At 46.3% G+C, this 12,611-nt stretch carries 11 protein-coding genes; 7 read left to right on the forward strand and 4 right to left on the reverse strand.

Features of this window, described 5'->3' with window-relative positions; all coding sequences use genetic code 11:
* The first annotated feature begins 226 nt into the window (after positions 1 to 226).
* On the forward strand, positions 227 to 2,746 hold the full coding sequence (locus SPEA_RS03995) for a putative bifunctional diguanylate cyclase/phosphodiesterase (RefSeq protein WP_012154021.1): 2,520 nt from the start codon (positions 227 to 229) through the stop codon (positions 2,744 to 2,746).
* Positions 2,747 to 2,767: 21 nt separating this feature from the next.
* Here SPEA_RS03995 and SPEA_RS04000 read toward each other — a convergent pair whose 3' ends face one another.
* Positions 2,768 to 3,361: a pseudouridine synthase gene (locus SPEA_RS04000; protein ID WP_012154022.1), complete on the reverse strand. Its 594-nt coding sequence runs from the start codon at positions 3,359 to 3,361 to the stop codon at positions 2,768 to 2,770.
* 281 nt (positions 3,362 to 3,642) lie between these two features.
* Here SPEA_RS04000 and nagB point away from each other — a divergent pair, with 281 nt between their 5' ends.
* From nagB to SPEA_RS04030, 6 genes are all read left to right on the forward strand, one after another.
* Positions 3,643 to 4,434, forward strand: a complete 792-nt coding sequence (nagB, locus tag SPEA_RS04005; protein ID WP_012154023.1) for a glucosamine-6-phosphate deaminase — start codon at positions 3,643 to 3,645, stop codon at positions 4,432 to 4,434.
* A 607-nt stretch (positions 4,435 to 5,041) separates the two neighbouring features.
* Positions 5,042 to 5,578 carry an SRPBCC family protein gene (locus tag SPEA_RS04010; RefSeq protein WP_223296566.1) on the forward strand — a complete coding sequence of 179 codons (537 nt, stop codon included), beginning with the start codon at positions 5,042 to 5,044 and terminating at the stop codon, positions 5,576 to 5,578.
* A 79-nt stretch (positions 5,579 to 5,657) separates the two neighbouring features.
* Positions 5,658 to 6,329 (forward strand): nitroreductase family protein, encoded by a 672-nt coding sequence (locus tag SPEA_RS04015; RefSeq protein WP_012154025.1) that lies wholly within the window; start codon positions 5,658 to 5,660, stop codon positions 6,327 to 6,329.
* 39 nt (positions 6,330 to 6,368) lie between these two features.
* Positions 6,369 to 6,686 carry a cupin domain-containing protein gene (locus SPEA_RS04020; protein ID WP_012154026.1) on the forward strand — a complete coding sequence of 106 codons (318 nt, stop codon included), beginning with the start codon at positions 6,369 to 6,371 and terminating at the stop codon, positions 6,684 to 6,686.
* Positions 6,687 to 6,834: 148 nt separating this feature from the next.
* A complete protein-coding gene (locus SPEA_RS04025) occupies positions 6,835 to 8,784 on the forward strand; it encodes a peptidase U32 family protein (protein WP_012154027.1) in 1,950 nt (649 codons plus the stop codon).
* A gap of 76 nt (positions 8,785 to 8,860) precedes the next feature.
* A complete protein-coding gene (locus SPEA_RS04030) occupies positions 8,861 to 9,235 on the forward strand; it encodes a PH domain-containing protein (RefSeq protein ID WP_012154028.1) in 375 nt (124 codons plus the stop codon).
* A gap of 118 nt (positions 9,236 to 9,353) precedes the next feature.
* On the opposite strand, the gene SPEA_RS04035 is transcribed toward SPEA_RS04030, so the two are convergent.
* The 3 genes from SPEA_RS04035 to SPEA_RS04045 form a co-directional block, all read right to left on the reverse strand.
* Entirely contained in the window at positions 9,354 to 9,800 is a 447-nt protein-coding gene (locus SPEA_RS04035) for a SufE family protein (RefSeq protein ID WP_012154029.1), read from the reverse strand.
* Between the two features lie 305 nt (positions 9,801 to 10,105).
* Positions 10,106 to 11,317, reverse strand: coding sequence for a cysteine desulfurase (locus tag SPEA_RS04040; RefSeq protein WP_012154030.1), 1,212 nt, complete (start codon positions 11,315 to 11,317; stop codon positions 10,106 to 10,108).
* Between the two features lie 200 nt (positions 11,318 to 11,517).
* Positions 11,518 to 12,561, reverse strand: a complete 1,044-nt coding sequence (locus SPEA_RS04045) for an NADP(H)-dependent aldo-keto reductase (RefSeq protein ID WP_012154031.1) — start codon at positions 12,559 to 12,561, stop codon at positions 11,518 to 11,520.
* Between the last annotated feature and the right edge of the window lie 50 nt (positions 12,562 to 12,611).

Genomic DNA, 12,611 nt, shown 5'->3' on the forward strand with positions numbered 1-12,611 from the left:
TATTGATTACTCATCTGAAACGTCAACATTTAGTATCGTTAACAGCATTTTCTGATGTTGATTTCCTGCGATTTTATCTAGGGTGAACCTTTATCTTCTTAGTCTTAAATACTAAGGTTAAGCCTGTTTTTGATATTTTTATTTGCAAATTGCTTCATAGCCATCAAACGTCGAGATTTGACAGAATTCTTTTTGGATCACAGTGGAAAACTAATAGGACATAGAGTTGATTGATATCACAATAACGCAAGCTCAACGGGGTGAATGGCAGCAATCTATCGATATGCTGGCACGAATAGCCCAGTGCGGGGCCGCGTTATTACAGCTAAAGCAAACCGATAAGTTTGTTGCTATCGGCTACGCCAATATTAGTCCTGAGCGACTAGATAAGCTGCAATTGACTCGAGAGCAGGTCTATCGCTGTACTCCAACACAAATGACTGATGATAGTGATACTCTCGCCGAAGTCGACACTCGTATTCAATGTTTGATACCAATCAACTGGCCAGCAGGCGCTCTATTCGGATATATCTGCATCTGTCCTGCTGATGAGGACATTCCTGCTCACTCTATGGCGGCTCAGCAAGCAGAAATTAGACGGCTATTAAAAGTGTGCGCTGACAGCATTGAACAGGACTTAGCTCAAATTTATCGTCAATTTAAGCGCGATCAAAACAGTAAGCGCGATGTGAGCCATCAGGCTAGTCAACTTAGTTTACAAGCCTTCATTGATTGCATGAAAGAGCATGTGTGGGTCAAAGATACATCAGGCCGCTACATGATGGTTAACCACAGTGTAGAGCTTGCTTGGAACCGCCCTAGAGAGCAGATCTTAAACTTTACCGATGATGAGCTGTTTGAACCGCGCTTGGCTAAGCACTTTATTGCCAGCGATATCGAATCTATTCGTCAGGGTGTTCAGGTCAGTGCTGGCGAGTGTGAAGGCTTAGATATTGGTGATGTAGACTCTTGGTTAGAAACGACTAAGGTACCAGCCATCAATGATGATGGGGAACTCACTGGGGTGATTGGGATCTCGCGTAATATCGCATCCCATAAGGCGGCGAAAGATCAGCTGGAGCTGGCTTCGAGAGTCTTCGAAAACTCGGTGGAGGGGGTGATCATTACCGATGTTGACGGTGCGATTATCGATGCTCATGGTGCCTATAGCGAGATCACTGGCTATACAAAAGAAGAACTCTTAGGCCAAAACCCTAGAGTGCTTAATTCTGGTCGCCATAAGAAGGCCTTTTTTACCGAGATGTGGAATGACTTGCTGAGCAAAGGCAAGTGGCACGGTGAGATCTGGAATCGCCGTAAAAGCGGCGCCATCTTTCCACAGATGCTTAATATCAGTGCTGTCTACGATATTGAGCATCAGATCCGTTTTTTTGTCGCTGTGTTTAATGATATTTCGGCGCAGAAACAGAGTGAAGCCGAACTGGCTAAGGTCGCGTTTCACGACCCGCTGACTAAGCTACCTAATCGTATGGCGCTTAATACTGGCTTAGAGCAAGAGTTAAAGCAGGCAAGCCACAGCAATACGCGTCTTGGATTGGTTTATATCGATGTCGATCTGTTTAAGCAGATCAATGAAAGCTATGGCCATCCTGTTGGTGATGAGGTTTTGCTTGAGGTCAGTCGTCGTTTTAGTCAGAGCTTAGGTGATTTAGTCACAGCCGCTCGATTAGGCAGTGATGAGTTTGCGTTGCTGCTACCCAATATCGACAGTAACGATGCCCTACTGCAGCAGATTAACAATTTACGTAAGGTATTCGACCAGCCTTTTATTTTAGGTGAACATGGTCAGGCTCGCCTTACCTCAAGCATGGGGGTGGCGATTTACCCTGATGATGCCCAAGATCCTAGTGGATTATTAGTTAATGCAGAAATCGCGATGCATAGAGCTAAGCAAGATGGTCGTAATAATTGCGCCTTCTATACCGAGTCTCTGAATCAAGAGTCCGTCGCTAAACTCAAATTACAGAGTGCGCTTCATGACGCGATAGAGCTAAATGCCTTGTATCTGGTGTATCAACCCAAGATCAGCTTTGTAACTGGCGATGTGGTCGGTTTTGAGGCCTTGCTACGTTGGGACGATCCAGCTTTTGGTGCGGTTTCTCCAGCTGTCTTTATTCCTCTGGCTGAAAAAATCGGCCTAATTCAGGATATTGGCCGTTGGGTGTTAAAGCGCGCCTGTGAACAGGGGCAACGTTGGCGTGAACAAGGCGTGAACTTTGGCCGAATCGCGGTGAATGTTGCCGGTCAGCAAATTCAACGCAGTAGTTTTGTCGATGAAGTCGCAGAGACCCTTAAACAAACGGGGTTGCCTGCGAGCTGTTTAGAGCTGGAAGTGACGGAGAGTTACATGATGTCAGAGCCAGAGCTTGTAAGCCAAGACTTAGCTAAGCTCGGACTGATGGGAGTTGAGCTATCGATTGATGACTTTGGCACCGGCTACTCGTCATTGAGTTATCTTAAAAAACTGCCGATCCATAAGCTTAAAATCGATCAGTCATTCATTGCTGGCTTGCCTTTAGATACCCACAATACCGCGATAGCCAAGGCGATTATTGCCATGGGGCATGCCTTGAACCTAAAAGTGGTCGCCGAAGGGGTTGAAACACAAGCTCAGGCAGACTTCTTAAAGGATAACTTGTGCGATCATGCACAGGGCTACTTTTATAGTAAGCCGAAATTAGTCGAAGAACTGACAGACTTTTTGCATAAGGCGCCGCGCAACTAATCGTTGCGCATAGCTTTTAAGTTAGATAAAACTGCTTACGGGGAGCACTTCCCCGGGCTGCATCTGTTTAAGACAAATATGGCCAATTCGGACTCTAACTAACCTTAAGGTCGGCAAACCCACCGCAGCGGTCATCTTTCGCACTTGACGATTTTTACCTTCAGCTATGGTGACACTGAGCCAGCTAGTCGGCCCGTGGCGAGGATCTCGGATTTTCTTGCCCCGAGCGGGGAGGTTAGGTTCAGTCGTTAGCAGTTCTACCTGACAGGGTAAAGTCAGGTATTTACCACCGCTTATGCCGATCTCTACCCCTTGTTGTAGCTGTAACAGCTGCGCTTGACTCACAAGACCATCAACCTGCACATAATATTCTTTTTCGATGCTTTTACTGCGAATGAGGTGGCTCTGCATGCCATCAGTCGTCAGTAGCAACAAGCCTTCAGAGTCATGGTCGAGTCGGCCAATAGCCATCGTCTTATCGGGAAAGTCATAGAGCTGACCAAGTAGCGGCTTACTTTTTCGGGTCTCTGGCACAAATTGACTTAAAAAACCGTAGGGCTTGTAGATCAAAAAGTGTTGATGCGCCTGCTCGGCAGCTTGCTCGATGAAAGACATAGTAGAAACTCAAAGTAATGGAGTAAGCATTATATCGCTAATCGAGCCGCTTAGCTTGAGTCGTGGTAAACAGGGGGGAGGTGTTAAAATACCAACCGCAATGACAGCGTTGTCATTTGCTCGGTGTAAGGTTATAGTAATGTTACATGGTTAACGGCAAGTTGGTTTTTGCGCTTATCGGTTCGGCAACGAATTAAGCAAACCTGTTGAATGAAGAGCTGCTTAGCTAGCCTTTAGCTAAAGACTGGCTAACAACGACGAACACATATTGGATCAAGTTTATGCAAATCGTAATATTAAAAGACAGTGCGTCGGTTGCTGAATATGGCGCAAATATTTTTATTAAGCAGCTGAAGAAGAAGGCGGATTCTGTGCTTGGCTTGGCGACAGGTTCAACCCCTGTGTCCCTATATCAAAGTTTAATTGCCGCAAATAAGGCTAAGCAGATCTCCTTTAAAGCCGTTACAACGTTCAATCTAGATGAATACCTTGGCCTTGAAGGCACGCATCCACAAAGTTATCGTTACTTTATGAATGAGCAGCTTTTTGAGCATATCGATATCGATAAATCTAAGACTTTTGTGCCGCCGGGAGATGCCGCTAATCCGCTTGAAGCCTGCCAAGCTTATGAGGAAAAGATAAAATCAGCGGGCGGTATCGATATCCAGTTACTCGGCATTGGCCGTAACGGTCATATCGGTTTTAACGAGCCCTCATCAGGCTTAATGTCGCGTACTCGTGTGAAGACCTTAACCAAGGCGACTATCGAAGATAACGCCCGTTTCTTCAAAGAAGATGAGTATCAACCACATCTGTCGATCACTATGGGCATAGGCACCATCTTAGATGCCAAGAAAGTAGTGCTATTGGCCACCGGCGAGAATAAGGCCGATGCCATTCTTGCTACAGTGGAAGGCGCATTAACCGCAGCTTGCCCTGCATCGGCACTGCAACTGCATCAAGATGCGGTATTGGTGATCGATGAGGCGGCGGCTTCAAAACTGTCTGACAAAGATTTTTATAAGCACATCGAAGCCGAGAACCAAAAGCTGATGGCGAGATTGGGTCTGTAAATATGACGCCTTTGTTTTAATAGGGCTGCTCGGTATCGATTTATTGAAGGACAAGCATTAGCATGTCCTTTTTTGTTTTCTGCCCTAAACCACGACTTCAGTAGGTGGTTATCATCAATTAGGCTCTGCCTGAATTACGTTCAATGGCATTGGGGAGTAAGGCAATGTTTAACGACTTATAAGCACGCCGACTTTTGTTTCAAGAGAAAGTGTCCATGGAGGCGAGCTTAGCATCCATGCGATACACGGCTTATAAGTTCATTTAAACATAGCTGATTAACTCAAGTGATACGTGAGCTTTGCTAATGGTGCGGTACAAGCTTCTAAATCAGGGATGATTTAGTAGAGCCTATAGGGATATATTTACGGCGTCTTGTTAACGCACGGTAGGAAAGCTCCCTTTTAGGGAGTCTGCTTTATAACAGATGGGCAAAGCCACCTTCTGCAGAAGGTGCATCTTTTACATCTATTCCTTTTCATATTTGGGTAGATCTATTAGCCATAACTGCATGGGTCAGTGGGCTAGATTTGTCATTTTGTTAATATATTGTTTATTCTTATTTCATACTGCACGTCGGTGCTCATTGCATATTAAGAGTAAATGATCATGTTTAAGAAATTCCTGCTGCTCCTGCTGGTAATAATTGCATTGCCTTTCATTGCGGGACTGTTTGTCGATAAGAATTACTCGGTGACGACTCAAATCACCATAGATAAACCCGTTGCAGAGGTATTCGATTACGTCAAATACCTCAAGAACCAAGACCAATATAGTGTGTGGGCGCAGATGGATCCTGATATGCAAAAAAACTATCGCGGCATAGACGGTATGGTAGGGTTTGTTGCAGGCTGGGCGAGTGACAAAGAAGAGGTCGGCGTGGGCGAGCAGGAGATAGTTCGCATAGATGAAGGTAAACGCATCGACTATGAGTTGAGATTTTATAAGCCATTTGAATCTACTGACTTTGCCTATATGGAGACACAGGCAATTTCGGCTAATCAGACCCGAGTGACTTGGGGCTTTGGCGGGCATTTAGATTACCCGATGAATTTAATGTTCCTGTTTATCGATTTCGAAGGCATGATTACTAACGACTTAAACCAAGGGCTGCAGCAGCTTAAAACCATAGTCGAAGCTCAGTAGAATAAGCTCAGTAGTTCGCAGGATTGCGACGCCCACTTAGCAATTGCTAACAATAACTAAAATACCTTGAAGGTAAAACATGACTGAAGCACATCACCCTTTAAATGACTTTATTGAATACCCTCAATCAGAGATGCTCGAACGCGCCGATGCAAACTATAAACAGGTGCAGCGACGCCACTCAATACGTAAGTTCTCTGACCGTGCCGTTCCTAGGGAGATCATTGAAAAGTGCATTCTTGCAGCCGGTACAGCTCCCAATGGAGCTAACCATCAGCCTTGGCATTTTGTTGCCATTAATAGCCCAGAGATCAAGGCGCAAATTCGCCATGAGGCCGAGGCACTTGAGCAGGCATTTTATGCTGGCCGTGCTGGAGAGGAGTGGCTCGATGCGCTAAAACCGTTAGGCACCAATGCTAGCAAACCTTATCTTGAACATGCGCCTTGGTTGATTGCTATTTTCAGTCAAAAACGCAGCGAAGAAGAGGGCGAGCAGAAGACTAACTATTACGTGCATGAGTCGGTAGGCATTGCCACAGGCTTTCTTATTCAGGCGCTGCATAATGCCGGCCTAGGTACCTTAACCCATACGCCAAAACCTATGTCATTTTTAAGCAAGGTGTGCGGCCGCAACAACAGTAATGAACGCCCATATATGTTGATCATTGCGGGTTATCCGAGCGAAGACGCCACAGTGCCAGAACATGCATTGCAGAAAAAGTCGCTGCAAGAGATCTGCTCCTTTTTGTAATAAGTGTACTAAAGGCCAAGTAAGGACAACGAAATAGCGATGGAAAAGCACAATATCTTTAAGGCACTGCCACAAGACTTAAGCCAAGAGGTTTTTGAGCCATTAGTTAAAACCGATAATGTGTTGGTAGAGAGGATTATCTCTAAAGCCCATGTGACGCCTCAAGGGGAGTGGTACGATCAACCGCGTAGCGAGTGGGTGATGCTGATGCAGGGCGCCGCCAAGCTTGAGTTTATTGATGGTGAAGTGGTTGAACTTAATGTGGGCGAACATCTAAATATCGCAGCTCATGTTAAACATAGAGTGGCGTGGACGTGCGAAGAGGTTGAGACTATCTGGTTAGCAGTTCACTATTAATCGATTTTTCTAATCACTTTTGCCTCATGGCTTTTGTCATCGAAAAAGTTGCTTAAAAATTGATTTATATTAGCTAACGCCAAAGCGGGGCAATTTTGCTATAATCTTCGCCCAAAATATTTGTGTTAACCCTTTTTGAGTGATTTTTATGAGCAATGTTGGCATCTATACTCCTAGCGATAAGCCCGAAGAGACGCTTAAAGACGAGTCGCACTCTCCTGTAGAGCTGCAAAATAACCGTCTAGAGCTATTGGCTCCGGCTAAAAATGCCGACTTCGGTATTGAAGCTATCCGCCATGGTGCCGATGCCGTGTATATTGGTGGTCCCGCCTTCGGTGCCCGTGCCACAGCCGGTAACAGCGTCGAAGATATCGCGCGCCTATGTAGCTTTGCTCATCAATATCACGCCCAAGTGTTTGTTGCTATCAATACCATTTTGATGGATGACGAACTGCAAGCGGCGCAAAAACTTATCTGGGAAGTGTACGAGGCGGGCGCCGATGCGCTTATCGTGCAAGATATGGGCATACTGCAGCTAGATTTGCCTCCTATCGCCTTACATGCCAGCACACAGATGGATAACCGTAGCCCAGAGAAAGTCGCCTTCTTAGAGCAGGTAGGTTTCTCGCAGGTGGTACTGGCTCGTGAACTTGGTTTAAGCCAAATTCGTGACGTTGCGGCTAACACCAATATGCAGATTGAGTTCTTTATTCACGGCGCACTGTGTGTCGCGTTCAGTGGCCTGTGCAACTTGAGCCACTCATTCAGTAATCGTAGCGCCAACCGCGGTGAATGCTCGCAGCTGTGTCGTTTACCTGCCGATTTAAAGACGCGACAGGGAGAAGTACTGGCGCAAAACGAGCACCTATTATCCCTTAAAGATAATAACCAGACAGACAACTTAGAAGCCTTGATCGACGCGGGCGTACGCTCGTTTAAAATCGAGGGACGTCTAAAAGATTTAAGCTATGTTAAAAACGTCACCGCCCATTACCGCCAAGAGTTAGACAAGATCATCGCTCGTCGCAGTGAATTTGTCGCTTCATCCCATGGTCGCTGTGAGCATACTTTTACGCCTGATCCTGAAAAGACCTTTAACCGCGGCAAGACAGATTACTTTGTCCATGAACGCAGCCAAGGTATGAATGACTTCCGCTCGCCAAAATATATTGGTGAAGAGGTCGCAACAGTTAAGCGCATAGGTAATGACTATATTGAAGTGACTTCGAATGAGACCTTCAACAATGGTGACGGCTTGTGTTTCTTCCCAAGTGATTACGCTGAAGCTAAGCAGTCCGATGACAAGCTAAAAGGCCTGCGTGTTAATCGCGCTGAAGGTTTAAAGCTATTTGTGCTGCGTATGCCTAAAGAGCTTAAAGTGGGCATGACGATTTATCGTAACCATAACCAAGCCTTTGAGACCGTGTTGGCGAAAGAGTCAGCTAAGCGCATTATCGGCGTAGACCTAGTATTAGCCGATACCGATGACGGTGTATCGCTTACCATGACTGACGTTTATGGCCACACTGCGACTCAGTCGTTGATTGTTGAGAAAACTGCAGCCACCGATATTGAAAAAGCGCAGCAAGGCCTGCGTAAACAGCTGGCAAAGCTAGGTAGTACCGACTTTACCGCCCATAACATCAGCATAGAAACCGCTGAGACCTGGTTTATTCCAACCTCAATGTTAAACGGTCTACGCCGTGACACTGTTGCGGCACTAGAGCAGGCCAGAGTCGAAGGTTATCAGCGCCCTAAGGCGTGGAAGTACAACCAAGATGCCGTCTATCCGGTTAAGCACTTAAGCTATTTAGGCAACGTGGCCAACGAACAAGCCAAGGCTTTTTATCAGCGTCATGGGGTGATTGAAATTCAAGATACCTATGAGAAGAACGGGATCAATGAAGATGTGCCGCTGATGGTAACTAAGCATTGTTTACGCTTTAACTTTAATCTTTGTCCTAAAGAGGTGCCGGGTATTAAAGCCGATCCTATGGTGCTGGAAATTGGTAAAGATGTATTAAAGCTAGTGTTCGACTGTCCGAAATGTGAAATGATGGTTGTCGGTGAAAACAGACAGGTTCGCACTACTGATTAGGCTTGCTACATATCAGTGAGCTAATTAAACAAGCTAATTCAAACTAGCTCTCTCAAACTATTAAGGAATATAGACGATGGGATTATTAGATTCGCTGATGGGTAATGCATCTGAGGTTAACCTCGATGAGCTTACCCAAGAGTTAAGTCCAATTATGGCCGATGGTGAGGCGTTAACCTTAGCTTATAAGGTTATTCGCGATATGTTCGTGTTTACCAACAAGCGTCTTATCTTAATCGATAAACAGGGCGTTACAGGTAAGAAGGTGAGCTATCACTCGGTGCCATATAAGTCGATAACCCATTTTGAAGTAGAAACTGCCGGCACGTTCGATATGGATTCAGAGCTAAAAATATGGATCTCGGGCCAAAAAGATCCATTAGTCAAAGAGCTAAAACGTGGCACCGATGTGGTCGGTATCCAAAAGACCATAGCGAACCTATCTTTGTAGCTTTCTCTTCGCTCTTTTCGAGAGCTTGCATTCTTTAAAGCTAGAGCTAAGGCGCATTCGGTAACGATTGCGCCTTTTTATTTTAGGCCCAAAACCATTTCCCTCAGAAAGTGGATTACTATTCGGCGGCGAGTTTTATCGCCTTGGCGAGTGCTAGCAGGCCATTGGTACGAGAGGGGCTGAGCTGGCCTTGAAGGCCTAGCTGAGTAAAGTAGCTGTCTGGGCTGAATGCACAGATTTCGCTGCTGCTCTTGCCATTACAGGCGATTAATAACAGGGCGACTAAGCCTTTGACGATGCGAGCATCGCTGTCTGCTAGGAAGTAATGTTTGCCGTCAATCTCACTGTGATATAGCCAGGCGTTGCTCTCGCAGCCACGTACCTGTGCACCGTCGACGCGCAAGCTGTCATCGAGTTTAGGTAGGCTCTTACCTAGCAACATGATTTGACGGTAGCGTTCTTGCCAGTTACCCGCCTGCTCAAATAATGAAAGTGTTGCTTGTGCATCGCTTTCAAGGGTTAATGCTAAAAACTGCTCTGCAGAGGGGTGAACTGACTGACTCATACTCGACCTAAATTGAATTAATAATGTAATAAAAACGTGCTTGGCTTTTATAGGACCTAGGTCCTAGAACGCTTCGCTGCGAGGACGCTTCGCGGCTAGAGCGGACTTCGTCCTGCTATACAAGCAAGTCGCTTATTCATGTAGGTTGGGCTTTAGCCCATCAAAGATGACGGCATAAATGCCGACCTACAATAGCCCTTCTATTGGTTCTGCTCTTCCGGCTTTGCTCGGCTGTTACCGTCTCAGCCTGTTCCGTCTTTGCTTTTAACCTAGAACCTGCTTTTCCTAGGACCTAGCCCCTTCTTTTATAACAACAACTCTTTCACCGACTCCATAGCCGCAATAAAGTTGTCGATATCGTCCTTATTAGTATAAACGCCAATTGATGCTCGGCAGCAGCCTTTTAGTCCAAGGCTTTGCATCAGTGGCATGGCGCAGTGGTGGCCGCAGCGCACGGCAATGCCTTGTTGGTCGAGTAAAATACCCACATCTTGATGATGCTCATCGGCCAGATTAAAAGCGACTGCGCCAAGGTTATCGGTGTGGGCGCCGTAAAGTACCACATCTCCCATGTTCTTTAACTCGTCTTGCAGGTAATTGAGTAGCTCTTGCTCTTTGGCGTGGATCTGCTCGCTCGGTAAGGCCTCGATGAAGTCGATAGCCGCGCCTAGGCCAATCACTTCTGCTATCGGCGGGGTGCCAGCTTCTAGGCGGTTGGGTAATACGTTAAACTCTGTAACCTCAAAGCTGACGCTTTTTATCATCTCGCCGCCGGTGATGAGAGGGCTTAATCTGTCCAGAATATCGAAGCGCCCATATAAGACGCCTATGCCTGTTGGGCCGTACATCTTGTGGCCTGAGAATACATAGAAGTCACAACCGATAGCTTGTACATCGACACCCATATGAGCTATGGCTTGAGCGCCATCGACCAAGGTGATCGCGCCGACCTGATTGGCTTTGCTGACCAAGTCTTTGACTGGGTTGACAGTGCCCAGAGCGTTGGATACATGACTTAGGGCGACGACAGCTGGCTTTTCACTGAGTAAAACATCGAAAGCTGCGGTATCGAGGCGGCAATCGGCTGTCAGCGGAATAGGCTTGATAATTGCGCCAGTGCGCTTAGCAAGTTGTTGCCAAGGCACAATATTGGCGTGATGGGCGGCGCTATCGATAAGAATAAGGCTGCCTTGCTTTATTTGAGCCGTTAAACCGTTAGCAACTGTGTTGATAGATTCTGTGGTGCCATGGGTAAAGATGATCTCTTCACGTCGATTGGCATTAATGAATTTACACAGCTTGTCACGCACCGCTTCATACTGGCTGGTGGCACGTGCCGATAGCTGATGGGCTGCGCGATGCACATTGGCATTATCATGGTGATAATAGTGATTCATGGCATCGATCACCTGCTGAGGCTTCTGACTGGTAGCCGCCGTATCTAGATAACACAGAGGGTAACCATCGTTAGATTGAGCCAGAGTTGGGAACAGTGATCGCAGCGTTGAGAGATCCATTAATTGATCCAAGATTATCGATAAAAAGAAAAGGCGCTCAGATCTTGTAAGATCTGAGCCCCTAAAGCAAGTTAGACAGTTAAAAATATCGCTTTAAGGGCTGCTGGCAAGGTTATTGATAAAAATAAAGGTGCATAGATTTTTTTAAGATCTAAACACCTAAAGCAAGTTAGACGATTAAAAATATCGCTTTAAGGCTTTTAAGGGCAAGGGAAACGATATAACAGCGCGAGTTCATCTAAGCGTAGTTGCAACTCGGGAGAGATAGCGCAGTGAATGCTGTCGATATTCTCTTTAAGCTGCTCAAGGTTGGTGGCGCCAATGATATTGGATGCGACAAATTTTCTTGAATTAACAAAGGCTAGAGCCATCTCTGCAGGGCTTAGATTGAATTCGCGTGCAAGCTCAACGTAGGCCTGAGTTGCTTCCAGTGCCATCTGAGTGCCTGTATAGCGAGCAAAGCGCTTAAACAGCGTCATTCTTGCGCCTTCTGGCCATTGGTCATTGAGGTATTTACCCGATAGCGCACCAAAAGCCAGTGGCGAATATGCCAGTAATGGCACCTCTTCACGGTGGCTGATCTCCGCCATGCCCACTTCATAGCTGCGATTGAGCAGATTATAGGGGGTCTGCACCGACACAATTTTAGGTAAGTCATGCTTCTCGGCTAAACGTAGATACTCCATAAAGCCCCAAGGCGTTTCGTTAGATATGCCGATATAGCGGATTTTGCCCGATTTTACCAGAGAGGCTAGTGCTTCTAGGGTGTCGATGATCGGTGTTTGCTTCTCGTGCTCATCCTGCTGCTGGTAGCCCAGTTCACCGAAGAAGTTAGTGTTTCTATCGGGCCAGTGGATTTGGTACAGGTCGATAGTCTCTAGCTGTAAGCGTTCGAGCGAGGCATCGACAGCGGCATGAATATTACGCCAGTCTAGCGCCATATTTGGGCGGATATAATCACTTTTTCCGCCAGGTGCCGCGACTTTAGTCGCGATGATGAGATTATCGCGATTGCCTCTTTGCTTAAGGTAGTTGCCTAGAATGCGCTCTGTTTCGCCTTGAGTTTCAGCCTCAGGAGGTACTGGGTACATCTCGGCGGTATCGATAAAGTTAATGCCTGCACCGATAGCATAATCGAGTTGCTCGAATGCTTGTGCTTGGGTGTTCTGTGCTCCCCAAGTCATGGTACCTAAACAGATTTGACTGACATTTAAACTTGAATGCGAAAGACGTCTATATTGCATAAATAACTCACTTCTACGTGAATGCGGTTTCATTTGAGGCTAGCAAGCTT

It is taken from the genome of Shewanella pealeana ATCC 700345, from assembly GCF_000018285.1.
Taxonomy (GTDB): domain Bacteria; phylum Pseudomonadota; class Gammaproteobacteria; order Enterobacterales; family Shewanellaceae; genus Shewanella; species Shewanella pealeana.